General features: G+C 72.8%; 12 protein-coding genes. 1 reads left to right on the top strand and 11 read right to left on the bottom strand.

The window, feature by feature from the left end; genetic code table 11:
• Positions 1-215: 215 nt before the first annotated feature.
• The 7 genes from NP777_RS45290 to NP777_RS45260 all read right to left on the bottom strand — a co-directional run bounded on the left by NP777_RS45290 (position 216) and on the right by NP777_RS45260 (position 17849).
• Positions 216-1337 carry a class I SAM-dependent methyltransferase gene (locus NP777_RS45290; RefSeq protein ID WP_256656039.1) on the bottom strand — a complete coding sequence of 374 codons (1122 nt, stop codon included), beginning with the start codon at positions 1335-1337 and terminating at the stop codon, positions 216-218.
• Positions 1334-2530, bottom strand: a complete 1197-nt coding sequence (locus tag NP777_RS45285) for a glycosyltransferase (protein ID WP_256656038.1) — start codon at positions 2528-2530, stop codon at positions 1334-1336. Before NP777_RS45285 ends, NP777_RS45290 begins: the two co-directional genes overlap by 4 nt.
• 89 nt (positions 2531-2619) lie before the next feature.
• Positions 2620-3516 (bottom strand): alpha/beta fold hydrolase, encoded by an 897-nt coding sequence (locus tag NP777_RS45280; protein WP_391858707.1) that lies wholly within the window; start codon positions 3514-3516, stop codon positions 2620-2622.
• A gap of 3 nt (positions 3517-3519) precedes the next feature.
• Positions 3520-3762, bottom strand: coding sequence for a phosphopantetheine-binding protein (locus NP777_RS45275; RefSeq protein WP_256656040.1), 243 nt, complete (start codon positions 3760-3762; stop codon positions 3520-3522).
• 128 nt (positions 3763-3890) lie between these two features.
• The gene (locus tag NP777_RS45270; RefSeq protein ID WP_256656037.1) at positions 3891-8480 is read right to left on the bottom strand and encodes a type I polyketide synthase; all 4590 of its coding nucleotides are present in this window, start codon (positions 8478-8480) and stop codon (positions 3891-3893) included.
• The gene (locus tag NP777_RS45265; RefSeq protein ID WP_256656036.1) at positions 8477-15688 is read right to left on the bottom strand and encodes a type I polyketide synthase; all 7212 of its coding nucleotides are present in this window, start codon (positions 15686-15688) and stop codon (positions 8477-8479) included. The genes NP777_RS45270 and NP777_RS45265 overlap by 4 nt, the downstream gene beginning before the upstream one ends.
• Before the next feature lie 478 nt (positions 15689-16166).
• On the bottom strand, positions 16167-17849 hold the full coding sequence (locus tag NP777_RS45260; RefSeq protein ID WP_256656035.1) for an ABC-F family ATP-binding cassette domain-containing protein: 1683 nt from the start codon (positions 17847-17849) through the stop codon (positions 16167-16169).
• A gap of 464 nt (positions 17850-18313) precedes the next feature.
• Between NP777_RS45260 and NP777_RS45255 the strand changes: the two genes are divergently transcribed.
• The gene (locus NP777_RS45255; RefSeq protein ID WP_256656034.1) at positions 18314-19018 is read left to right on the top strand and encodes a hypothetical protein; all 705 of its coding nucleotides are present in this window, start codon (positions 18314-18316) and stop codon (positions 19016-19018) included.
• 68 nt (positions 19019-19086) lie between these two features.
• On the opposite strand, the gene NP777_RS45250 is transcribed toward NP777_RS45255, so the two are convergent.
• From NP777_RS45250 to NP777_RS45235, 4 genes are all read right to left on the bottom strand, one after another.
• Positions 19087-19788 (bottom strand): alpha/beta fold hydrolase, encoded by a 702-nt coding sequence (locus NP777_RS45250; protein ID WP_256656033.1) that lies wholly within the window; start codon positions 19786-19788, stop codon positions 19087-19089.
• Positions 19789-19822: 34 nt separating this feature from the next.
• Entirely contained in the window at positions 19823-20665 is an 843-nt protein-coding gene (locus NP777_RS45245; protein ID WP_256656032.1) for an aldo/keto reductase, read from the bottom strand.
• Positions 20666-20873: 208 nt separating this feature from the next.
• Positions 20874-21719, bottom strand: a complete 846-nt coding sequence (locus tag NP777_RS45240) for an SAM-dependent methyltransferase (RefSeq protein ID WP_256656031.1) — start codon at positions 21717-21719, stop codon at positions 20874-20876.
• 123 nt (positions 21720-21842) lie between these two features.
• On the bottom strand, positions 21843-25678 hold a 3836-nt coding region (locus NP777_RS45235), incomplete at its 5' end, for a type I polyketide synthase (RefSeq protein WP_256656030.1).

Genomic DNA, 25678 nt, shown 5'->3' with positions numbered 1-25678 from the left:
GGCGGTGATGTCCGGTCTCAGGGCGATGGCGACACCGCCGAGCAGCACCACCGGCAGGCCCGCGACCAGGGCCAGAGTGCTGACGCGCGCGGCCGTGCGCAGCCCTCCGGGCGGCCGTAGCCCTCCGGCCGCGCGTAACGGCTTGGCCCTCTCGGCCTCGACATCGCCGTGCATCGCCCCTCCCCCGGGCCCCGGAGCGGGACCCGGGGGCCACCTTAGCGGGGGCCGGAACGGGCGGAGGCATTACACCTGGCCACCACCCGATACGCGTTGGACATCTTGCCGAGCCCCGCCAGCGGTTTGAGCAGCAACCGGTCGAGGGTGGTCGCGACCACGAGGGCGGGCACACCCGCCAGCAGGATCGCGCAGCGCAGCAGCCAGCGGAGCCGACCGGGCGGCCTGGCCAGGGAGGGGGCGTCATCGGGCGGGGCGATCGCGTTGAGCGCCAGCCAGACGGCGCCCAGCAGGTCGACGGTGTCCGACGGTCCGCGGTGCTGTTCGTCGATCACCGTGAAGCCCAGCGCGGTCAGTTCGTCACGGAGGTTGGCCACCGGAACGAAGTGCAGATGCTGGGGCTGGAGCCAGGGGAGCCAGAACCGGCCGAAGAGCCGGCCGAACCAGCACTCCGGGTCGGGCACCTCGATCAGCAGATGGCCGCCGCGCCGCAGGGCGTGGCGGGCGGCGCGGAGTTCGGCGCGGGGGTCCGTACTGTGCTCCAGGTAGTGGAACATGCTCACCACGTCGTAGCTCCCGGCCAGCCGCTCCTCGGCCAGTTCGGGGAAGCTGCCGCGGATCGCGCGGTCGATGCGGCCCGTGCGCTCGGCCAGTTCGACACCGGCGGTGAAGTCGAGTCCGTCGAAGCGGGTGCCGGGGAAGACGGTACGGGCCACCTCGGGGAAGTGGCCGTGTCCGGTGCCGACATCGAGCCAGGTCTTCGGGGGTTCGGCGGAGGGTTCCCGGAACATGGCGCGCCGCCGGTAGGCCTTGTCGCGGCCGGAGAAGACGTTGCCGAGTTCGATCTCCCCCATCCCGTCGTAGAAGTCGCGGTAGTAGAACTCCAGGCCGTCTTCGTTCAGCCGTGGATTCTGGAAGACATGGCGGCAGTCCCGGCATCTGTCGAGCCGGAAACGGCCGGGTTTGCTCTGATACCGGTCCTTGGTGCGCAGCCGCCGCACCAGCCGCGTGGAGCCGCACCACGGGCAGTCCGTGCGGCGGGGTTCGAAGAACCGCTCGGTGCCCCGCGCCAGATCGGCCTGGTAGCGGGGGCGCAACTCGGCGACGGTCTCGGCGCGCGACGGCTTCTCCGGTGCGCGGGGTATGGCACTCTCGCGGCTCATCGTTCCCCTTCCGGGTTCACGGTGGCGTGGGTGGCGGCGCTCGCTGTGGCCAGCCGCTCCAGGTGGGTGGCGGCCGCGGTGGCGCCGCCCGCCGCGCGGAAGGACGCGCCCACGCGCTCGGCCGCGGCGCGGTAGCGCGGTTCGTCCAGCACGGCGTCGAGCGCCTCGCCGATGGCCGACGCCCGCGCCCTGCCGAAGCGCACCCGGATGCCCGCGCCCGCGTCCACCACCTGGGCGGCCACCACCGGCTGGTCGTCCCGGATGGGCGCCACCACGAGCGGCACGCCGTGCCAGAGGGTTTCGCAGACGGTGTTGTGGCCCGCGTGGCAGACGACCGCGTTCACCCGTCGCAGTAGCGGGAGTTGCGGGACGTAGCGGCGCACCAGGACGTCGTTGTCGTGCGGCGTGTCGGGGGCGAGTACCTCGTCGGGGTCGACGATGACCGCCTGGAAGCGGCCGGCCCGCGCCCGTACGGCCGCCAAGCACTCGGTGAGGAAGCGCGCCCCGGCGTCGGCGTTCGCGGTGCCGAGCGTGATGAGGACGGCGGGGCGCGTGGGGTCCAGCCACTCCCAGGGGAAGTCCGCCGTGGCCGGTCGCTCGGCGATCGACGGGCCCACATAGTGGATGCGGTCGCCCGCCCGTGCCGGTCGTCCGGCCAACTCCTCGGTGGTGAAGGCGAGGACGAGATCCGGTGCGAACCGGGGATCGGCCGTGCCGCCCGGGTCGCCGATCCGGCCCCGCACCTCGTGCAGCAGACCGTCCAGCCAGGCGTCGATCTTGGGCATCCCGTCCAGCGCGCCCGTGAACTCCGCCGAGGTGGTGGCGGATGTGGCCCAGCGCACCCCCAGCCGTTCGGCCACCAGCGCGCCCGCCACGGTCTGCTGGTCGGCGACCACCACATCGGGACGGAACTCCTCGATGGCCGTGGCCACGCCCGGAGCCATGGCCTCGGCGAGTGGCACCAGGAACCGCTCCCACAGGAACTTCAGCGCGGCGGGGCCGCGTACGTCCGGTGGCCGGCCCGCCCCGCCCTCGCCGAGCACCGGCCCGGCACAGCGGTAGACCGTCGCCCCCCGCCCGGTCAGCCGCTCCACGACCTCCGGCATCCCCGCCCAGGCCACCTGGTGCCCCCGTGCGGTCAGTTCGGCCGCGATGCCGAGGGTGGGGTTGACGTGGCCGACGAGCGGTGGCACGACGAAGAGAAAGCGGCGGGGTGTGCGGGGTGAGACTTCCGGACCTCCGCTCGGTCCGCTCGGTTCGCTCGGTTCGCTCGGTACGCTCATCAGGCATCGGCCTCCAGGGCCGCCGCCGCGGTACGGGTGGCCGTATGGCCCCCGTGTTCGCCCTCGCGTTCACGCTCGTCGATCCAGGACAACAGCAACTCACGGATGCGTGTGGGCGCCTCGGCGAGGACCGAGTGGCCCTGCCCCGGCAGGACGACGGTCCGGGTGCCGGGCAGTACCGACTCCAACCAGCGCTCCTGCCCGGCGAGTTCGGAATCGGCGCCGTAGACGGCCAGTACCGGGCAGCTCACCGCGCGGACCTGCTCCTCGCTCACCACCCGGCTCGCCGGTACGTCCTCGGCGATGGTGGTGGTACGGACCAGGCGGGCGGCCGACTTGGCCAGCCGTGCGGTGTGGGCGCCCCGGTGGGCGCTGACCCAGGCCAGCGACTCGGCCTCATGGACGACCAGTTCCTCCTCGACACGCCGGAGGATCCCGCTGATCTCGGTGAGCCAGCTCTCGGTGGCGGGCTTCGCCTCGATCACCGCGATACCGGCCACCCGCTCCGGATGGCGCATGGCGTAGGCGAACGCCACCGTTCCACCGAAGCAGTTGCCCACGAGATGGACCGGACCGGTGATCCCCAGTCGGTCGAGCAGCCGCTCCAGATCGGTGACGAAGGTGTCCAGCCGATAGCCGGAGCCGGGGCGCTCACTGCGGCCGTGTCCCCGCTGGTCGTACATCACCACCTCCAGTCCGGCGGCGGCGAGGTCCGGGGCCACCGTGAAGTACCAGCTGGCGAGGGAGTCGGTGAGCAGACCGTGGATGAGGACGGCGGTGGCGGTGGGCGGACGGCCGTCGGGCGGGGACAGTCGCTGGACATGCAGTCGGACGCCGTCCGTTCGGGTATGCGGGCCGTCGTGGTCGGTGGCGTGGTCGGTGTCGATCATCGCCATGGGTCAGCGCTCCCGAGCGGCCACGACGTACTCCACGAGCTGTCCCACGGTGAGGTCGATGATCTCGTCGAGCTCGAGGTCGGCCACGAACTCGGCGAAGTTGACCTGTCTGCCGTACCGGGTTTCCAGGCTGCCGGCCAGCGTCACCAGGTCGATGCTCTCCAGCTCCAGATCCTCGGTGAAGCGGGTCTCCATGGTGACCTCGATATCGTCGAGGCCGTATTCGTCGAGCATCGTCCGGAGCATCGCGGATATCTCCGCGAGCACGGCCGGTGCGTCGGCCGGTACGTCGGCCGGCACGTGGGCCGACGCGCTTACCGGCGCCTCGGCTGGTGCGTCCGCGGCGGGTGGCGGGGCGGTCTGATTGACGGTGGTCACTGATCGCTCTCCTCGTCCTGTTCCTGGTGGTCCGGGCCGGTCGTCCAGGCCACGGCGTAGTCCCGGTCGGGCAGTCCGGGCGGGTTGGCGAAGGTGATGGTGTGGACTTCGTAGCGGCGCGGGGGTTGTCCGGGGGCGGTGGCCGCCACCTCGACGATGAGCCGGGCCGACGGCGTGCCGGGCTCGTCCGTGCCCGGCCGTACCCCGGCGATGGTCAGGTCCCGCGGCCGCTCGCCGAGTCCGCTCCCCTCCGCCGTGGCGACCGCCTCCTTCGCCACCCGGAAGGCGGTGGCCCAGCGGGCGCGTGATCCCCCGCTCGCGGCCGTCACGGCGGCGAGGAGTTCGCACTCCGGCCGGGCGAGGGCGACGGCCGCGTCATCGTCGTCGGTGAGCTCTTCGAGTGCGATACCGGGGCTTGTGTCGCCGTTCGCGTGGCGCGGTGCCACCAGAGCGACCCCGGTCTCGGCCCGGTGTGCCAGCGAGAGCGCCAGTTCGGGCAGGGTCCGGCCGTGCACGCCGACGGCGTACGGACGCCCCTGGGCGTCCTCGCGGATCCCGATCTCGGCGGGGAACACCGGGCCTTCGCCGTGGTCCCAGAGCCACCGCCGTACGGCGTCCTTGGCCGCGATCCTGCCCAGCAGCCACTGTCTGCGGCCGCGTGGCGGCTGGTGTTCATAGGCGGCGCGCTCATCGCTGCCCAGGTGGTTACGCATGATCAGGTCGCGGGAGGCCAGGTCGGGCCAGCGCTCATGGAGCAGTACCCAGCCGCCCGGCTGGGGCCGGGACAGCGTGTTGCGCTGCGGAAAGCGCTCCACGGGCCGGGTCTCGGGATGGTTGTCGAACCGGCGGTCCTGCCATCCGGACAGCTCCGCCCACACCTCGCCGCCGATCAGCAGCTGCGCCTCGGCCTCGAGCGCGGTATCGGTCAGCGAGGTGATCCTGATCAGGCACTCCACCGGTGTGCCGGGGGCCGGATACGGGCCGAAGAAGCGCATCAGCCGCATGCCGACCGGGAAGACCACGGTCCGTTCGGTCCGGGTCGCCATGATCCAGTAGCCGAGGAGCTGTCCGACGTTGTCCAGCAGGGCCCCGGGCACGGGGGGTGTGGTGATCGTGCCCCGTATGTGCGATGCGCCGATCGCGGTGAGTCGCGTGAGCCCCTGGAAGGCCGGGCCGTGGAACATCCAGCGCTCGGCGTAGATGAGTTGTGCGGTGTGGTCGGGAGCGCGCTCGGTGGCGGGGTCGACGCTCCAGCGCGCGGGGCGGGTGCCGGGGTGGCGGGCGGCCACTTCCACGGTGGCGCGGGCGCTGCGGCCGAAGGTGGCGGTGTAGTGGGCCGCCCCTGCGGTGGGGGTCGCGGTGACCTGGACGGTGGTGGGTGGGGACGCCGTCACCCACTGGTCGAAGCGGGCGCCGTGTACGGCGACGGCCACGAGGTTGTTGCCCGCCGCGCGCTCCACCGTGTCCATGAGGTGCTGGACGATCGTGGTGGCCGGGACCACGGGCCAGCGGTCCGACTCATCGGGCCAGCCGGGGCGTTGGGGGAAGAAGCAGTGGTCACGCAGGTAGGGCATGGTCTCGGTGGAGACCCGCAGACGGTGGGTGTGCGGGGTTGGTGGACGGCTTGCCGCGATGACCGCTGTCGCGGTGGCGGCGGTCTCACTGAGCAGGGCATCGAGTTCGACCGTCCAACTCGGTGGTGGGCAATCCTTCCTCCCCCGGCCACCGCCGGGAGGTGCCCCCTGGGCGGTACGGGCGGGCACCATCCGACCCGCACCCGGCGACGGCGGCCGAGTACCACGGTGCGGCCCCGTTCCCCAGGGCACCGCACGCGACAGCTCGTCGCGCAACTCCTTCAGGCGCGGCTCGCCGAGCGAGACCAGCGAACCGCTCAGGTCCAGCCGCACCGCGGGAAGCGCTGAACTCGCGCCCGAGGCTTCACGTGACAGCGCGGGATCCACCTCCGCCCCCTCCGCCCACAGCGCCGTGGCCACGCGCCGAAGTTGGGACACCCCGTCCCGGTGGGGCGAGTTGGCGGCCACCACCAAATGGTCACGCCCCTGCAGCGTGTCGCCGATGAGCGACCCCAACTGCCCCGTGCCAACCTGTACGAACGCACGGAACCCCGCCTCGTACAGCGCCTCGGTCAGCAGCCGGAAGCGCACCGGCTCCAGCAGATGCCGGATGAACAGCTCACGCACCTCCGCCTCGGTCGCCGGATACGGTGCGGCGGTCGTTCCGGACCAGACGGGGGTCCTGGGCGGCAGGAGCAGCTCGAAGCGTTCCGTCACGGCGCGGATGGGGTCGAGGTAGGGTGCCAGCATCGGGGTGTGGAAACCGGACTGGAAGGGCAGGACCTGCGCGATCACGCCCTCGGCGCGCATGGCCCGGACGAAGTCCTCGACATCACCACGCGGCCCGCACACCATCGACTGGCCGGGCGCGTTGTCGTGCGAGAGCACGATCCGGCCGTCCGCCCGCCCGGTGAGCGCGTCGGACACCCGCCGCGCACCCGCGCCGAGGACGGCGAAGGCCAGGCCGGGCACTCGCAGCGCGTCCGGGTCGAAGGAGTCGAGGAAGGCGTCGACCTCCTCGCCCGCGTAGAGGCCGCCCACGGCCAGCGCGGTCCACTCCCCCACGCTGTGCCCGGCCACCGCGTCCGGTACCACCCCCATCCGCCGCAGCGCCGCGTCCAGCAGCCGCCCGACGCCGAAGACGCCGACACCATGGCGGCCGATGTCGCCCACGCGCGCCGCCTCGCGGAAACGGTCCCCGGCCGGACGGGAGAGCCCGAAGTACTCGGCGACACCGTCGACACGGGGGACGAACTCGGCTTCGAGGCCGGGGAAGACAAAGGCGAGCTTCCCCCTCGGCGCCGGGCCGCCCGCCCCGAGCAGTGGCGCGGGGGTGAACCAGATGTCGCTACGGCCCCGCCACGGGCGGCCCTTGGCCACCATGCGCCGGGCGAGCGCCAGCCGTTTCGTGGTGGGGTCGACGATGCCCAGGCGGGTACGGGCGTCCCGCCCCGTCACCGTCGTCCGTACCGTCGTATCGTCCGCCGCCAGCAGCTCAGCCAGCCGCTCGGGGGTGTCCGCGGCCAGCGCCAGCACTCGCTCCGGTTCGATGACACTGGGCGTGGCGCGCCGCGTCTCCGGCACCGATGGCGGCTGCTCCAGCACCACATGGGCGTTGATTCCGCCGAAGCCGAAGGCGTTGATGGCGGCGCGCCGTACCGGCGCGTCCCAGGCCTCGGCCGCGTCGAGCACCGAGAAGCGGGTGGCCGCGAGCGCCGGATGGGGGTCGTCGCAGTGCAGGGTGGGCAGCAGCCGGCCGTGGTGGACCGCGAGGGCGGCCTTCACCAGGCCCGCGACACCGGCGGCGGGCATGGTGTGACCGATCATCGATTTCACCGAGCCGATGACGGCCGTCTCCCCCGGCGTGCCACCGGGTCCGAACACCTCGGCCAGCGTGGCGAGTTCGGCCGCGTCCCCAGCGGGTGTCGCGGTGCCGTGCGCCTCCAGCAGCCCGATGGCACCCGGCTCGCGCGGATCGAGGCCCGCGGCCCGCCACGCCTGCCGTACGGCACGGGTCTGACCGCCCGGGTCGGGGTTGACCAGACCGGTGGCGCGGCCGTCGGAGGCCACGCCGGTGCCACGGATCACCGCGTAGACGCGGTCGCCGTCGCGCAGTGCGTCGGCGAGCCGTTTCAGGACGATCACACCGGTGCCCTCGCCGATCAGCAGACCGTCGGCCGCGCGGTGGAAGGGCCGGATCCGCTGACTCGGCGACAACGCGCGCAGCTGCGAGAACACGCTCCACAGGGTGATGTCGTGGCAGTGGTGCACCCCGCCCGCGAGCATCACATCGCACCGGCCCGAGGCCAGCTCCCCCACCGCCTGGTCGACGGCGACGAGCGAGGAGGCACAGGCGGCGTCCACGGTGTACGCGGGGCCGCGCAGATCGAGCCGGTTGGCGATGCGCGAGGCGGCGAGGTTGGGCACCAGGCCGATGGCCGCCTCGGGCCGGTCGGGGCCGAGCCGTTCGGTGAACGCCGCCCGTACCCGGTCGAGTTGGCCGGGCTCGAGGTCGGGCAGCAGCTCGCCGAGGGTCCGTACGAGCTGGTGGGCGGTGCGCACCCGCTGGTCGAGCCGGACAAGACCGGGGGTGAGATAGCCACCCCGCCCCAGCACCACGCCCACCCGCTGTCGGTCGGGCAGCCGGTCCTCGCCGCCCGCGTCGGCGATGGCCGCCGCCGCGACACCCAGGGCGATCAGCTGGTCGGGCTCGGTGCCGGACACCGAGTTCGGCATGATCCCGAACCGGGCGGGCTCGACCCTGGCGAACTCGTCGACGAATCCGCCTCGTCGGCAGTACACCCGGTCGGGCGCCCCCGGCGTGTCGCCACCGCCGTCCGGGGCGTAGAAACCGGCGTCCCACCGCCCGGCCGGAACATCGCTGATCGCGTCCACGCCACCGACCAGGTTGCGCCAGTACGTGTCCAGGTCCGGCGAGCCGGGCAGCAGCACGGACATCCCGACGATGGCCACCGGCGGCTGCCGGCGCGACTGCTCGTCCGTCACGCTCACCAGCCCGAGGCGGTGTAGACGACGGACTCCGTGGACTCCTCGCCCCAGGCCAGCTCGCGCAGCAGCGCCAGCGTGCCCTCCTCGGGGTCGATGAGCGAGATGCCGCGCCGGGCGTACTCGCGGCCGAGCTCCGGTGTGACCATCCCGCCATGGGCTCCGTCCGGTGCCCAGGGGCCCCAGTGCACGGTCAGCGCCCGGCGGCCGGTGCGGTCCCGCCAGCCTGCGCCCAGGGTCTCCAGCGCGTCGTTGGCCGCCGCGTAGTCCACCTGGCCGCGGTTGCCGAGGACGGCGGCGATGCTGCCGAACAGCACGGCGAACGCCGGGGGTTCGGGCAGTTCGGCCAGCGCGTCCAGCAGCGTCCTGGCCCCCTCCACCTTGGTGCCGTACACCCGCTGGAAGGACTCGGCGGATTTCTCCGCGATCAGCCGATCCTCGATCACACCGGCTCCGTAGACCACACCGTCCAGCCGTCCGTGGTCGGCGTGGATCTGCTTCACCGCCTGGAGCACCGCTTCGGAGTCGCGGACGTCCAACGAGCGATAGCGGACACGGGCGCCGAGCGCGGTCAACTCCTCGACAGTGGCGGCCACTTCGCGCCGCGCCAGGATCCGGGCGGCCTCGCGCCGGATCTCGGCGGGCCCCAGCCCACCCCGGGCCGCGAGCGCCGCGCGCAGGGAGGTCTCGTCGCGGGCCCCGGCGGTGGCCGGGTCCTCGGGGCCGACGGGCTCCGGCGTACGGCCGAGCAGCTCGATCCGGCAGCGGGCGGCGGACGCGAGGGTGGCGGCGAACCGCGCGGTGATGCCCCTGGCTCCGCCGACCAATGCCACCACCGCGTCCCGGTCCAGCCCGAGCGCGGCGGCCTCCGCCACGCCGTCCCCGGCGGGCCCGGCACCCGAACCGGCGAGCGGGCCCAGCGGCGTCTCCACGAGGTCCAGCCGATGTCGCCGCCCTTCCGCGGTACGCACGACGACGGGCGTACGGTCGAGGGCGAGCAGTTCGTCGAGCAGCCCGTCGGCCACGGCGTCGCCGGATCCGGCCGCCTGGGCGGGCCCGGCCACGTGGACGGTTCCGGCCCCGTCGGCGGACCCAGTCGCATCGGCGAGCCCGATCGCCACGGCGGGGAACTCCACCAGCCGGGTGATCGTGTCCGGGTATTCCCTGGCCACCGTACGGAACACTCCGCGCAGCCCAGCCGTGCGCGCGGCGAGCGGGTCGGTGCGGCGGAGCGCCAGGAGCCACTGCGGGGCGCGCCGCAGGGCGGACCGGAGAACCGTGAACACCTCCGGCAGCATCGGCGCGCCGGAGGCGGCCAGCGGATCGAGCAGCAGCACACCGTCCACTCGGCCGTCGTCCTCGGTGAGCTGATGGCCGGCGGCGAGGATGACGGCCTCGGCACCGCGCTCGCCGAGGCGGGCGGCCACCGCCTCGGCCACTCCCGCGCCGTCCCCGCCGAGCAGGGCGAAGCGCCGACCGGCCAGCTCGGGCGGCGCGGACGCGCCGGAGGCCGGTGCGTCGAGGGGCACGGGCACCAGCCGCATCCGCTTGGGCGCCACACCGGGCACGGCCACGGACACCGGCTCCGCCACCCGCGTGGCCACCGGCTCCGGTTCATCAGCCGGTGCGGGGGTCGCGGGGGTCGCGGGGGTCGCGGGGGTCGCGGGCGCGAGACGGGCGGTGAGCCAGCCGGTGACGGCTGCGGTGGTACGGGCCTTGGCCAGCTCCTCCAGCTCCTCATCGCCCAGAGTGGCGGTGTCCGCGCCCGCGACACCGAGTCGCCGCGCCAACTCGCCCGCGATCTCGGCGCGTTTGATGGAGTCGATGCTGAGATCGGCTTCGAGATCGAGGTCCGGTTCGATCATGTCGACCGGATAGCCGGTGCGTTCGCTGATGATTTCGGAGACCGCGCGCAGTACATCCGGCCCGGTGGCGGGGGCGGACGGGGTCGCGGGCGGGGCCGGGGCCACGTCGGCGACCAGGGGCGGGGCCTCCGAAGTGGCGGCCATCGGGGCGGCGGCCACCGGGGCGAACTCGGCCGGCCGAGGCGTAGCCGGGGCGACTGGAGAAGGGGGCGCCGCACGCCCTTCGCCCGCCCCCGCTCCGAAGTACGTGAGGAGCACATCGCGCTGGGCGGCGATCATCTCCCGGCTGGTCCTCAGAAACTCCGAGATCAGGGCGTCTCTGTCGCCGTACTCGCCGCCACCCGTCCGATCCGTCTGGCTCACCGTCGCCTCCACGACACGTCGGGCCGGTGCCAGCGCACCGGGCAGGAGCTCACCGTCCGCGGTGCGGACGAGGTGTCCGTCGACCGTCCAGCCGGGCCGCTTCGGTGGCGGGGCGGAGCCCGCGGCCACCGCGTCCCGGCCGTGGAACAGCCAGGCCGTACGCACCGGAACGCCCGCGACGGCCAGCCGGGCGAGGGTGTTGAGAAGGCCCCACGGCCCAGCGGCGCCGGACCGCCGTCCCTCGCAGGCGAGGGCCAGATGCGGGCGGCCGTCGAGGATTTCGCCCACCAGCCGGGTGAGCACCGTCCCCGGACCGGTCTCCACGAAGATCCGTGCGCCCGCCGCGTACATGGCCTCGATCTGCGCCATGAAGCGGACGGGCGCGCCGATCTGGGCGGCGAGTTCGGCGCGGATGGCATCCGGCTCCGCGCCGTGCGGTGCGGCGGTGCGGTTCGCCCAGACGGGGAACTCCGCCTCGCGCACGGGATGGCGGGCCAGCGCCTCGGCGAACCGCGCACTGGCCCCGGCCACCAGCGGACTGTGGAAGGCGCAGGCCACCGGGATCCGTTTGACCGAGTGCCCGGCCTCCCGCAGCAGCCGCACCGCCTCCTCGACCTCCCGCCGGGGGCCGGAGATCACGGTCTGCCGTGGCGCGTTGTGGTTGGCGGCCACCACGCGCCCGTCCAGCCCGGCCGCCCGCAGCACCGGCTCGACCTCGTCGGGAGCCGCGGTCACGGCCGCCATGGTGCCGGGTTCCTCCCCGTCGGCCTCGGCGGCGCCGAGGATGGCGGCGGCCCGCTCGGCGCTCAGCCGCGGCAGCGTACGGGGGTCGAGGGCGCCCGCGGCGCACAGCGCGACCAGCTCGCCGTAGCTGTGTCCGGCCGCCATGTCGGGCCGGACCCCGGCCGAGGTCAGCAGGGTGTACGCGGCGAGCCCGACGATGCCCAGCGCGGGCTGGGCCACCCGGGTGTCGGTGATCGCGGTGCGCTGCGCCGACTCCCCGGCCTTGTCGAAGGCGGCGGGGGGATACAGCGCGTCGGCGTAGCCGCGTCCGTGGCGCAGATGGCGCTGGAGCTCGGGGAAGGTGACGAAGGCGTCGGCGAACATCCCGGGCCGCTGGCTGCCCTGCCCGGGGAACAGAAACGCGATCTTCCCGCGTCCCCGCTCGCCCTCGGATTCACCGCTGTCCCCGCCAGCCCCGTTCTCCTCGGTCTCCTCGATCTCCTCGGTCTCCTCGATCTCCTCGGGCGCGTCCGGAGCCGTGTACAACCCGTCCGCTCCGCGCGGCCCCCGGTCCGGCGGATCGCCCGCGAGCGCCTGACGTAATCGTGCGGCCAGGTCGTCCAGATCCGAGGCCACCACGGCCACCCGGATCGGTTCCCGGCCGGCGTCGGCCCGCCGGGAGGCGGTCAGCGCGAGGTCGCGCAGCCGCCACGGCCGACCCGCCGCGTCATTGGCCATGAGCTGGTCGAGTGTCTCCTGGACCACCCGCAGCGCCGCCGCCCGGTCGGCCCCGCGGAAGAGGAACAGCTCGGCGGGCCAGGCGTCCAGCCCCCGTGCGGGTGGCGCTCCGCGGCCGTGTGCCGCGAGCACCACATGGAAGTTGGTCCCGCCGAAGCCGAACGCGCTGACCCCGGCGACCCGTTCGGCCGGCGCGGCGGCCCATGGCCGGGCCCGGGTGTGGAAGGCGAAGGGGCTGCGGTCCGCGTTCCATGCCTCATTGGGCCGGGTCAGATGAAGGGTCGGTGGTGTGATGCCCGTGTGCAGCGCCATCGCGGCCTTCACCAGCCCGGCGAGTCCCGCGGCGCATTTGGTGTGGCCGATCTGGGACTTCACCGAGCCCAGCGCACACGCCCCGGGTGCGGCCCCGGCCTCGGTGAACACCTCGCCCAGGACGGCGAGTTCGGTGCGGTCGCCGACGACCGTACCGGTGCCGTGCGCCTCGATCAGGCCGACGTCGGCGGGTGAGACGCGGGCATTGGCGTAGGCGCGCTCCAGTGCGGACCGCTGTCCCTCGGGACGCGGGGCGGTGAGCCCGAGCGAGCGGCCGTCGCTGGAGGAGCCGACGCCCTTGATGACGGCGTAGACGCGGTCACCGTCCCGTTCGGCGTCGGCCAGCCGTTTGAGGACGACACACGCGACGCCCTCGCCGAGCGCGATCCCGTCGGCCGAGCTGTCGAAGGTCCGGGAGCGGCCCGTCGGGGAGAGGGCGTGCACGGAGGAGAAGAGCACATAGTCGTTGATGCCGTTGTGCAGGTCGGCGCCACCGCACAGCACGAGGTCGCTGGTGCCCGCGGTCAGCTCCTTGCAGGCCACGTCCACGGCGGCCAGCGATGAGGCGCAGGCCGCGTCCACGGTGTAGTTGGCGCCGCCGAGGTCGAGCCGGTTGGCGATCCGCCCGGAGATGACGTTGGCGAGCATGCCGGGGAAGGAGTCCTCGGTGAGCCGGGGCAGTTGGTCCGCCAGGGCTCGCGGCACCTCGTGGACATAGGACGGCAGGACGGCGCGCAGCGTCTGGGCGTTGGACAGATCGCTGCCCGCCTCGGCGCCGAACACCACGGAGGTGCGGGAGCGGTCGAAGGTCCGGCCGCCGTCGCCGGGGTCGCCGTATCCGGCGTCGTCCAGGGCCCGGCTGGCGGCCTCCAGGGCCAGCAGCTGTACGGGTTCGATGCTGCCGAGCGAGGCCGGCGGGATGCCGTAGCGCAGCGGGTCGAAGGGGATGGGTGGCAGAAAGCCGCCCCATTGGGAGGCGGAGGCGCCGTCCTTGTCGCCCGTGTAGTGGACGGCGGGATCCCAGCGCTCGGCGGGCACCTCGGTGACGGCGTCCACACCGCCCACCACATTGGCCCAGAACGAGGCGAGGTCGGGCGCCTGCGGAAACATGCACGCCATGCCGACGACGGCCACGTCCAGCGGCGCGGGCGCCTCGGCCGCCGCCGGGGCGGTGGCCACGCCCAAGCGCTCGCACACCACCTCCGCGCGTGCGGTGAGGAAGTCGGCCGCGCCGGGGCCCACCGCATGGTGCAGTGCGGCGATCGTGGTGGTGGCCGAGCGCATCACGGCCACCTGCCCGGCCATGAACATCCCGTCGCCGAGCTGGCCTTCCTCGTCCACCGGGGCCAACGCGCCGTCGGGGCCGCGGTCCACGCCCTTGCTGGCGATCCTCAGCCGTCCCACGTTCAGCCGCTCCAGCCGCTCCCAGACCTCCCGGTCCGGCAGGCCCTCGTTCCGCAGCCGCTCCTTCACGGTGTCGAAGCTCTCGGTGAAGGGGCTGGGCACGCAGCGTGTGGCGTGGCCGGGGGCGGTCTCCAGCAGCACGGTGTGTTCGGCGGCCACCACCTGGCGCTGGAAGAGCGGCTGTACGGCGCCGTGTGCCACCGCCTCCTCGGTGAACAGATACGCGGTGCCCATGAGCGATCCGGCGGCGACGCCGCGCCGGGTGAGCGGGGCGGCGAGCGCGGCCACCATCGCGGCGGATCGTTCGTCGTGCACTCCCCCGGCGAAGAAGATCTCGATCCCGGCGCCGTCGGTGCCATCCGTCGCGTCGGCGCCGTCGCCGCCCGCCGTGTGACGCGGATCGTGTGCCGCCTCGTCGAGGAAGTCCTCGACGACGGCGATCTGGGCCTCCCACAGCGGGAAGCTGCCGCGCGGCCCCACATGGCCGCCGCATTCGGAGCCCTCGAAGACGAACCGTCGCGCCCCGGCTTGCAGGAACTGGCGCAGCAGCCCCGGCGAGGGCACATGCAGAAAGGTGGCGATGCCGTCCCGCTCCAGCGCCTTGGCCTGGGACGGCCGTCCGCCCGCGATGATCGCGTGGCTGGGGCGGATCTCCCGTACGGCCTCGAGCTGGGCGTTCCTGATCTCCTCGGGTGCGAAGCCGAGCACACCGACGCCCCAGGGGCGTCCGTCCAGCGCGGCCGCGGCCTCCGCCAGCATGGTGCGCGCCTGCTCGCGTCCGGCCAGGGCGAGCGCGATGAACGGCAGCGCGCCCCCGGCGGCGACGGCGGAGGCGAACGCGCCCTGGTCGCTGACCCGGGTCATCGGGCCCTGTGCGAGGGGCAGCCGGGTGCCGAGGCGGGCGCTCAGCGGGGCACCTGGGCGCAGCGCCGAGACGACGGCGGAGCCGTTCCGTACGGCCTCGTGCGCGGCCTCCCGGACGGCGTCCGTGATGCCCCGGACCGTGCGGCCGACGTCGCGCCACCGCTCGGCGAACCGCGCGGCCAGAAAGCCGTCCTGACCGACCGTCAGGTCCGGTCCGGTGTGCGGGGAGCGCCCCCGGCGCCGCAGGACGCGGTGTCCGTCGAGGACGGTGGTCTCGGAGCCGTCCATGGAGCGGATGGCGGCGGCGCGGTCCTCCGGGAGCCCGGATTCGGCGAGCAGGGCCAGCTGGGTGTCGAGCACGACCCCGGCCGCGCCGCCGAGTACGGACGCGGCCGCGGTGCGCGGGCCGATGCCGCCGCAGGCCCACACCGGTAAGGACACCCGGGGGTCCGCGAGGAGCCGCTGGAGCAGGACGAAGGTGCCCAGCGGCCCGATCCGGCCGCCGCTCTCGCTCCCCCGGGCGATCAGCCCGTGCGCACCGGCGCGGATGGCCTCGAGCGCCTCGTCCAGGTCGGTGACCTCGGCCAGCACACGGCAGCGGTCGGCGATGGCCGCCACCGGCCAGGGCGAGTCCACGCCGAGCACCACCGTATGCGGACCGGGCGCGCCACCGGGTGAGCCACCCGTGGGGGCGGCGGCGGGAGGGGCGTCCAGGAGGTCCGCGGGGGTGAGGCGGCAGCCCGCCGCGACCCGCACCCCGTACCGGCCGTCGGCCGTCCACTCACCGATGTCCTCCCACGACTGGAGGGCTTCACGGCCCGTTGTTCCCAGGTCGAGGACGCCGAGGCCGCCCGCGCGGCTGACCGCCGCGGCGAGTCTGGCGTCCGGTTCCCCGAACGGAGTGATGCCGATGACAAGATCGCCTGCATCCACGGCGGCTGACATGTTTTTCTCCAAAATCGCTAGCGCGGCAGGAAATGGAGATAATTCGGGCAAGGCATGTCGAACGTATGGCATGGCAATCTCGCGAAACGGCGCCGACTGAAATTAGCCACGTCATTACTGAAGAGTCAACAAGCAATCGTTCACGCCCTTGCCGCGACAGGCTGAATCTCGCCAGGCGCGAGTACATCGGCCGCGGCGCCACCTTCTCTCCCCCTGTTAAACGTTCATATATTTCGTGTGAACGAGATCGTTTTCGAAGGTAGGCCGCGGCGCATGAGTGAACCTTGAATGCGCCTTAACGTGCGCGGACACCGGCTCCTCATTTCGCTGTCGCGAATTGAAGGTGCGGAACGGAGCGGCGGGGCGACCCGGCCTGGGGGCCAAGCGGGTGCGCCCCGCCCTCGGGGAGGGCGCCGAGGGGCTCGGTCTCAGCGCGGTTCCGGAGCGGTCTCGGCCCGCTTCCGGGGGGGGCTCGGTCTCAGCCCGCTTCCGTCGCTTCCCCCGCCGCGGATGTCGTCTCGAGCACCTCCCGGACCTCGTCAGCGGCGATGTCCCGCAACTCCTCGCCGACCAGCAGCCACCGGGAGATGCCGATCGACTCCAGGAACGGCAGATCGTGGCTGGCGACCACGAGCGCGCCCTGATAGGAGTCCAGCGCGCTCGTCAGCTGGCGCACACTGGCCAGGTCGAGGTTGTTGGTCGGCTCGTCGAGCATCAGCAGTTGCGGGGCCGGTGCGGCGAGCATGGTGGCCGCGAGGGCGGCCCGGAAGCGTTCACCACCGGAGAGGGTGCCCGCCGGCTGCTCCGCACGCGCGCCCTTGAAGAGGAACCGCGCGAGCTGGGCGCGGATGTGGTTGTCGGTGACACCGGGCGCCCGGCTCGCCACGTTCGCCGCCACGCTCAGCCCGTCGTCCAGGACGTCCAGCCGCTGGGGGAGGAACCGCAGCGGTACGTACGTCCTGGCCTCCCCCGAAAGCGGGGCGAGTTCGCCGGTGAGGGTGCGCAGCAGGGTGGTCTTACCAGCTCCGTTGCGCCCGACCAGCGCGATGCGTTCGGGCCCGTGCACACGCAGGGTGGCATCACGCAACGCGCCGTACTGGGGGCGCAGTTCACTGAGGCTGAGCACGGTGCGGCCCGCGGGCACGGCGGTGTGCGGCAGGCTCACCCGGATCTCGGCGTCGTCGCGGACCGCGTCCGCGGCCTCCTCACGCCGCTCGCGCGCCTCGTGGAGGCGGTCTTCGTGCAGATCGCGGAGCTTGCCGGCCGACTCCTGCGCGGCCCGCTTGCGGGCACCGGCGACGATCCGCGGGGCCCGCCGCTCGATGTCCATCTTCTTGCTGTTCCGCTGACGGCGGGCCAGTTTGATGTGGGTCTCCTCCAGTTCGCGCTTTTGCCGCCGCACATCCGCCTCCGCGACCCGCAGCATGCGCGCGGCCGCCTCCTGCTGGGTGGCCAGCGCCTCCTGGTAGGCGGACCAGCCGCCGCCGTACCAGGTCACCGACCCGGACCGCAGTTCGGCGATGCGGTCCACCCGCTCCAGCAGTTCACGGTCGTGGCTGACCACGACCAGCACACCTGAGCGCCAGGAGTCGACGGCGTCGTAGAGCCGGCGCCGTGCGAACAGGTCGAGGTTGTTGGTGGGTTCGTCGAGCAGCAGGACGTCGGGGCGCTCCAGCAGCAGGGCGGCCAGGCGCAGCAGTACGGTCTCCCCGCCGGACAGATGGCCGACGGTGCGGTCCAGTTCGACACCGCCGAGCCCGAGTGAGCCGAGTGTGGCCAGGGCCCGCTCCTCGACATCCCAGTCGTCGCCGATCGTCTCGAAGTGGGCCTCGTCGACGTCTCCGGCCTCGATGGCGCTCAGGGCGGCGCGCCGCTCGGCGATGCCCAGGGCCTGGTCCACGCGGAGGGTGGTGTCGAGGGTGATGTTCTGCGGAAGGTAGGCGAGGCTGCCGCCGACGGTCACCGAACCCTCGGTGGGACGCAACCGGCCGGCGATCAGCCGCAGCAGGGTGGACTTCCCACTGCCGTTCGTGCCCACGAGGCCGGTGCGGCCCCGCCCGATGCCGACCGATAGCCCGTCGAAGACCGACGTGCCGTCCGCCCACTGGAAGGACACGGCCGAGCAGGTCACGGAAGCGCTGGGGGTGGGGGATGCTGCCATGGTGTTCTCGCATTCGTAAGCGCTGTGAACAAGGGGCTACGTATGCGAGCACCACGCGGCGACCAAGCCGGGAAAGGGGGTGCGGCCCTCCGAAGGGTGAGGGACTGCGTATGCACCGAGGTCGCATCCACGCGGGTCACGGGCGGCAAGAAGGCCGGCTACGGCGTGACGGGCTACGGCTTGTGCCGTACCGCGCGATGATCGCGAACCTCAGATACGCAACGTCCACCTCTATCGGAGACAACAGGACCCGGGCAGTATACCCCAGCCGTGGTGTGTGATGTCGTGGCCGCGGCCCGGCGGGGGCCTCGCCGCCACCTTCCTGCCAACCTTTTCCGCTCCCCCGCTCCCGCGTACGGCCGCCGTTACGATCACCCGGGTGACCTGGCGGCGCATCCGCACCGAGGCGCGCCGCCCGTTTCGGATCGCATGGATCATCGGAATCGGATCAAGGGGCGTGAGAAGTGAACAGCCGGTTGAGCATCGCGGCCGTGTCGGCCGTCTCCCTGGTGGCGCTCCTGGGCGGCACGACGGTGGCGACGGCGCAGGAGTCCGACCCGGCGCCGAAGTCCTGTGACGGTGTCCGGCTGACCGGCGAGCTCCCCGCCCCGGCGCCCGGCCAGGCCGTTTCGGGGCAGATCACCATTGGCGCCGACTGCGAGCCGGAGCGGGTCTCCGTCCAGCACGGCCCGGCGTCGGCCCGCTCGGCTCGCACCGCGACCGCCGCCGGGAACGCCGCCGCGGCCACCACCGCCAAGGCCACCACCGCCGCCGGCCATCAGCTGCGCGGCTGGAACGAGATGTACGACTGCTGCAACATCCGGATGACCGGCCTGTACACCGCCTCCTCATGGGACACGGCGAACGGCCGCATCACCACGGGCGGCACCACGGCCACCCAGGAGTGGAACCGCGAGCCGTGGGACGCCGGTTGGTCGCTCACCTCGCAGACCGCGAAGGACGACTGCGTCACGGACTGCGCCGAGGTCAACTCCGAGGCGCATGCCGACTTCGCGTACCAGGGTGTCTTCGACCCGACGGGTGACTGGTACGACAACACCCACCACTCATACGTCCAGTTGAAGGCGGACGGGACGGCGAGCTGCCGCTTCGATGTGGAGCTGCGGCACACCTTCGTGGGGTGGAACTGGCGGTACGGCTGCGAGTGACCGCACCGGGTGCGATGGCACACGGCGCGGCCCGCCCTGTGCCATCGCCCGTCAGGCGTGGTGCGGCGTCACGATGCCGCGGCGCATCCGAGCAGTATCCGGCCGAGCTGGCGCGGCTGGGAGAACATCGGCCAGTGGCCGGTGTCCATCTCGACCAGCCGCCAGTGCTCGCTCTTCAGCAACTCGGCCACGGCGTCCATCGGCTCATCGCCGTCGAGCAGACACTTGATGTACGTGGCCGGAAGCCCGCCGAGCCGGCCCGCCAGGACGGCAGGCTCGGACAGTGCGGCGCCCGGATGTGGCGTGGAACCGGCCACGATCCGTGCGATCTGCTCGTCGGTGAGCCCCTGGCCCTCGAAGTCGGGCTCGGTCAGGGGCGCCCAGAAGCCGTCGTTCGCGGCCATCGACGCCTCCACCATGGCCCGGCCGCTGGGCCAGGCCGACAGGAACGACTCACCGTCCACCGGGACGTTGGAGTCCACGAACACCACATGGGCCAGCCGGTCGCCGATGCGCTCGGCGGCCTGACCGGCCGGGATACCCGCATAGCTGTGCCCCACCAGGACCACATCGCGCAAATCGAGGCGCTCGATCTCCCCGACGATGTCCTGGACATGGGTCTGCTGCCCGGCGGGCACACCCTGCTCATCGGCGAGTCCGGACAGCGTGAGGGCATGGGCGCCGTGTCCGGCCGCCCGTAGCTCCGGCACCACCTCGTCCCACGCCCACGACCCCAGCCATGCACCCGCCACCAGTACGAATTGCGTCATGGCGGCAAGGTAGCGCGGGGGTCTGACAACGGCCTCAAAGGATGTCGAGGGGTACGGGCCCCGTGGGCGGTGGGAAGGCGCCGTCCAGCGCGGCCAGGTCCTCCGACGTCAGCTCGAGATCCAGCGCGGCGCGGTTCTCCTCGACATGGCCGACCCGCCCGGCCTTGGGGATCGCCATCACCCCCTGCCTGAGCACCCACGCCAGCATGACCTGCGCGGGCGTCGCGTCATGGGCCTGCGCGACCTCCCGCAGCGCGCCGGTGCGCGGCAGGCGTCCCTGCTCGATGGGCGAATAGGCCATCAGGGGGATGTTGCGCCGGTGGCACCAGGGCATGAGGTCGTACTCGACACCGCGCCGGGTGAGGTTGTAGAGCACCTGGTTGACGGCGACACCGTCGCCACCGGGGATGGAGACGAGATCCGTCATGTCAGAGGCGTCGAAATTGCTTACGCCCCAGTGGCGGATCTTGCCGCTCTCGGCGAGTTCGGTGAAGGCTTCGAGGGTCTCCTCCAACGGGATCCTCCCCCGCCAGTGCAGCAGATAGAGATCCAGCCGGTCCGTGCCGAGCCGCCGCAGGCTGTCCTCGCAGGCCGCGATGGTGCCACTGCGGTCGGCATTGCCAGGGAGCACCTTGCTGACCAGGAACACATCGTCGCGGCGACCGGCAATCGCCTCTCCGACGAGTTCCTCGGAGGCGCCGCTGCCGTACATCTCGGCCGTGTCCACGACCGTCATGCCGAGGTCGAGTCCACGCCGCAGCGCCGCGATCTCATCGGCGCGGCGCCGGGGGTGGTCACCGATGCGCCAGGTGCCCTGGCCGAGCAGCGGGATCCGCTCCCCCGAGGGCAGCGGGACGGTGTCCGGTGCGCTGGTCATCTTGCCCGCCTCCCTGGTTCTCCGGCTGCCTCCCACGGTAGGCCACGCCACGCGCCGTGCGACGTCCGCACCGCGTGGCACTGGGGGCAGTCGCGGCTCCCTCCGCGCCGAGGGGCGGGCCGAATGTGCCGACCCGCCCCCGAGTGACTCCATGAAGAGAACCGGGAAATTCCGGCGCCGAGAACTCAGGATTTCCGGCGCCGAGAACTTACGCGGTTCCGGGACGCCGCGCGGTGGCGATCAGATAACCCAGCTCGGGCATTTCCATGTTCTCGCCCTCTGCGGGCTTCAACTTGTTGAAGACCTCCGGGTCGACCTTGGACGCCAGTTGCTCCATGTTCTGGGCCATGGCCTCACCGAGCCGCCGAACCGACTGCTTGGTGGTGCTTTCGCTGACGTCGAGCAGTTCCGTACAGCGCAGCCCGGCCTGGCGCAGCATCGCCGGGTACGTCTCGAAAGACGCGGGCGGCTGGGTGAGATACCGCTGGAGAATGTTCTCGATAACCGGCCGCCGCTCCTCGGATATCTCCTCGCGCTCGTAGTTGTCGGTGAGCGCCAGCCGCCCGCCGGGGCGCAGGACGCGGGCGGCCTCCGCGAGCGCCGCCGTCCGGTCGGGCATCTGCATCACGGATTCCAGCATCCAGACGGCGTCGAAGGAGCCGTCGTCGAAGGCCAGGTCCATCGCGTCGGCGTACTGGAAGGTGACCTTGCCGCTCACCCCGGCGGCCTCGGCCAGCTCATTGGCCTTCTCGACCTGCTTACGGCTGACGCTGATGCCCACCACCTCGGCACCCGTCTTCTGCGCGAGCCTGATCGCGGGCCCGCCGAAGCCGCAGCCGATGTCCAGGACCCGGGAGCCGGCGCCGATGCGCAACCGGGCGATCATCATGTCGGTGAGCCGGTCGGCGGCGTCCTCCAGGGTGGTGCTGTCCTCCTGGCTGTTCCAGTAGCCGACATGGATGTTCGGGCCGTACAGCGAGGCGTCGAACATGCCCACCAGCTGGTCGTAGAACTCGCCGACCCGCTCGCCGACCGCGCTGACATTGGACGTCATGATGTTTCCTCCCGCAGTTATGGAAAGGTTTTCGGCGACATCAGAAATCCGCGAGCGCCTTCCCCGTTTTTTCTTCCGCGCTTCGAATGAACGCGAGCCTATCAGGATGTCAGGCAATGCGAATCACACGTTCTCCGCCAGCCAGTTGAGGACCGCTTCGGCGGCCACGCCGGCGAAATCCTCCATCATGGTGAAGTGGTCGCCGGGAACGTCGATACGGGTGAGCGTGGCACCCCATGCCGATTCCTCGTCGTTCCCCTCCCCGGACCCCGGAAAGGATTCCTCCGCCTTCACCGTGAGAATGGGCGCGTGGATCGGCGTCGGCCCCCAGTCGGAGAAGAGGCGCAGATAGCCGCCCATCGCGGTCAGCCTGCCCTCGTCCACCACGCCGAACATCTTTTCCCGGTCGAACATCTTGCCGGACAGATTCGTCTGGATCCACGGCAACGCCTCGCTGCGCGGCAGATACGTGTCCAGCAGGACGACCGCCGAGGGCGCGCTGCCACGCGCCTCCAGCCACCCGGCCACCGCCTGGGCGATCCACCCGCCGGACGAGCGTCCGACGAGCACGAACGGCTTCTCCCCGACACAGCGCAGCACCGCCTCCGCCTGCATCTCCACGACCGCGTCGACGCTCGCCGGAAGCAGTTCCCCCTTGCCGAAGCCGGGCTCGGGCAGCACGGACACATCACCGCGGCCCCGGAACCCGGCCGCGAAGCGGGCGTACTCCCGAGGTCCGGAGATGGCGACCAGCGACGGGAAGCACACCAGCCCCGGCGCCGTACTGCCCTTGGAGAGCCGTACCAGCTTGGGCGGGGTGGTCAGCTCCGCCGCCGTACGGAACGACGGGCGCAGCCGGGCCGCGGCCATGAGCAACTGGGTGCCCGCCACGTACTGTTCATCGGCGCACGCCTGCCGGTACAGCGCCTCGATCGTCGAGCCGGTCGTGGTTTTGGCCGTATCGGCGGTTGTGGCCTGTTGTGCCGTTGCCGTTGCCGACGCCTCGCGCCGGGGTGCGGAGTCCGGGGCGCCGGGGACCAGTTGGGCGCGCAGATGGGTGGCGAGCGCCGCGGGTGTGGTGTGGTCGAAGAGCAGCGTGGCGGGCAGGTTGAGACCGGTGGCGAGGTTGAGCCGGTTGCGGATCTCCACCGCGGTGAGCGAGGTGATGCCCAGCTCGAGGAAGGCGTGGTCGTCCTCCACCAGGTCCGGTGAGTCATGGCCGAGCACGGTGGCGGCATGGGTGCGCACCAGCTCGGTCAGAACCTGGGCCTGCTCCCTGGCCGGCAACCCGTGCAGGCGCTGCCCGATCGGCTCCACTCCCCCGGCCCCGGTGGCGGAGCCGGATGCGGCGTTATGGGCGGTACGGCGGGCCGGGACCCGGACCAGCCCGCGCAGCAGATGCGGGACGCCGAGCGAGGCCGCCTGCACTCGTAGCGCGGCGATGTCGAGCCGCATGGGCACCAGGAGCGGGTGGACATCGGTGACGCTTTCCAGGTGCACGTCGGTGACGCTTTCCGGCCGGCCGCCGCCGCTCGCACCGGCGCCCTCGCCCGGGGCGGTGTCCCCGAGCCGGGCAGCCCCCGCCTGCGCCTGTGCCGTCGCCGCGTCGAAGAGCGCCAGGCCCTCCTCGGACGACAGTGCGGTCACCCCCGCCCGGTTGAGCCGTTCGACGTCGCTGTCGTCCATGTGCCCCGTCATGGCGCTGCGTTCGGCCCACAGCCCCCAGGCCAGGGAGACCGCCGGCAGCCCCCGCGCCCTGCGCCGCTGCGCCAGCGCGTCGAGGAACGCGTTGGCCGCGGCGTAGTTGGCCTGACCGCTGCCACCGAACACGCCCGCCGCCGAGGAGAACAACACGAACGCGGACAGCGGCAGGTCCTCCGTCAGCTCATGGAGGTTGATGGCGGCATCGGCCTTGGGCCGCAGCACCGTGTCCACGCGCCCGGGGGTCAGCGACCCGATCACCCCGTCGTCGAGCACACCGGCCGCGTGCACCACCCCGGTCAGCGGATGCTCGGCCGGTACGGTGGCCAGCAACCGCGCCAGCGCGGCGCGGTCGGCCGTGTCGCAGGCGGCCAGGGACACCGATGCCCCCGACGCGGTCAGCTCGTCCACCAGCTCGGCGGCGCCGGTGGCCTCGCCGCCCCGGCGGCTGGTCAGCAGCAGGTGGCGTACGCCGTGCTCGGCCACCAGGTGACGCGCCACCAGCGAGCCCAGCACCCCAGTGGCGCCGGTGATGAGGACCATTCCCTCCGGATCCCACAGCGGGGTGGCCGCGGCCTCGCCGTCCCGCTCCCCGCCCGAGGTGGACGCGGTCGCGCGGGCCGCCGGGACCCTGGCGAGCCGTGGCACCAGCACCGCGCCGCCGCGCACCGCCAGCTGCGGCTCGTCGCCCGACAGGGCCCGCGGCAGGACGGCGAACGACGCCTCCTGGTCGTCCAGGTCGAGCAGCAGGAACCGGTCGGGGTTCTCCGACTGCGCCGACCTCACCAGTCCCCACACCGCCGCGCAGGCCGGATCGGCGAGCGGCTCCGCGGGCCGGACACCAACCGCCCCACGGGTGACCAGCACCAGCCGGGACCGTCCGAACCGCTCATCGGAAAGCCACGACTGCACCAGCGCGAGCGCCCGGTGCGCCACGGCGCGGACCGCCTCGGTGCGGAACTCCTCGGCGCGGACCACCTCGGCGCGAACCACCTCGGTGCGGAACTCCTCGGCGCGAACCACCTCGGTGCGGAACTCCTCGGCGGACGGAGAGAGGGAGGACAGGGAGGCGAACACCAGATCCGGCGCCGTTCGCCCCGCCTCGATGGCCTCTCCCAGGGCGGACAGATCCGCATGCGTCTCGGCCAGGGCACCGGCCGTGCCCGCCGACTTCAGCGCCGCCGACAGTCCGGTGTCGCCTTCGGCGAGCACGGCCCAGCGGCCGGGAGCGCCGGACGACGGGGGCGCCGCTGCGGGCGCCGTCCACTCCAGGCTGAAGAGCGACTCGTGGAAAGCACCATGCGCCGCACCGAGCTGGTCGCGGGCGACCGCGCGGGTGACGAGCGAAGCCACCGAGGCCACCGGCCGCCCCGACTCGTCGAGCGCGGTCAGCGACACCGCGTCCGCCCCGGCCGGGGCCAGCCGCACCCGCAGCGCGGACGCGCCGGTGGCATGTAGTGCCACTCCGCTCCAGGCGAAGGGAAGCCGGACCCGTCCGGTGCCGGACCCCTCGTCCCGGCGGACGTTGCCATCGGGCTCGGGGAGGCGGACGAAGCCACCGAACGCCATCGCGTGCAACGCCGCGTCCAGCAGGGCCGGGTGGAGGCCGAAGCGTTCGGCGTCCCGCCGTGCCTCCTCCGCCAGCCGGACCTCCGCGAAGACCTCGTCGCCCTTGCGCCATACGGCACGCAGGCCCTGGAAGGACGGCCCGTAGCCCAGCCCGGTCCGTGCGAACCGTTCGTAGAGCCCTCCGACATCCACCGCCTCCGCACCCGCCGGTGGCCATACCTCGGGCTCGGTGGCGCGATCGGCCGCCGCCGAGGCGCCTCCGCTGCCGAGCACACCGCTGGCATGCTGTGTCCAGGGGCCGTCCTCCGTCTGCGCGTACACGCCGACCGAACGCCGCCCCGCCTCGTCGGGACCGCCGACGGCGACCTGCAGCCGGACCGTGCCCTGCTCCGGCAGCACCAGCGGTGCTCCCAGGGTCAGTTCGTCCACCTGGTCACAGCCGACCGCGTCACCGGCTCTCATCAGCAGCTCCACGAAGGCCGTCCCCGGAAGCAGCGTGACATCCGCCACCGAGTGGTCGGCGAGCCAGGGATGGGTGCGCGGCGACAGCCGACCGGTCAGCAGGAAACCGTCGGAGTCGGGCAGCGGCACGGCGGCGCCCAGCAAGGGATGCCCGGCCGCGTCCAGCCCCACCGATGCCACATCACCGGCGGTCTCGATGGCCTCGGACTCCAGCCAGAAGTGGGTGC

Origin of the sequence: Streptomyces rugosispiralis (assembly GCF_024505145.1) — a bacterium.
Classification (GTDB): Bacteria; Actinomycetota; Actinomycetes; order Streptomycetales; family Streptomycetaceae; genus Streptomyces; species Streptomyces rugosispiralis.
Note: the sequence above shows the minus strand (reverse complement) of the source record. Positions and strands in the feature narration are given on the sequence as shown.

Bases quoted from the DNA above. Each gene is read 5' to 3' on its own strand.
- NP777_RS45290 (WP_256656039.1), bottom strand. From the start codon at position 1,337: ATGAGCCGCGAGAGTGCCATACCCCGCGCACCGGAGAAGCCGTCGCGC.
- NP777_RS45280 (WP_391858707.1), bottom strand. From the start codon at position 3,516: ATGGCGATGATCGACACCGACCACGCCACCGACCACGACGGCCCGCAT.
- NP777_RS45275 (WP_256656040.1), bottom strand. From the start codon at position 3,762: ATGCTCCGGACGATGCTCGACGAATACGGCCTCGACGATATCGAGGTC.
- NP777_RS45265 (WP_256656036.1), bottom strand. From the start codon at position 15,688: ATGTCAGCCGCCGTGGATGCAGGCGATCTTGTCATCGGCATCACTCCG.
- NP777_RS45260 (WP_256656035.1), bottom strand. From the start codon at position 17,849: ATGGCAGCATCCCCCACCCCCAGCGCTTCCGTGACCTGCTCGGCCGTG.
- NP777_RS45250 (WP_256656033.1), bottom strand. From the start codon at position 19,788: ATGACGCAATTCGTACTGGTGGCGGGTGCATGGCTGGGGTCGTGGGCG.
- NP777_RS45245 (WP_256656032.1), bottom strand. From the start codon at position 20,665: ATGACCAGCGCACCGGACACCGTCCCGCTGCCCTCGGGGGAGCGGATC.
- NP777_RS45240 (WP_256656031.1), bottom strand. From the start codon at position 21,719: ATGACGTCCAATGTCAGCGCGGTCGGCGAGCGGGTCGGCGAGTTCTAC.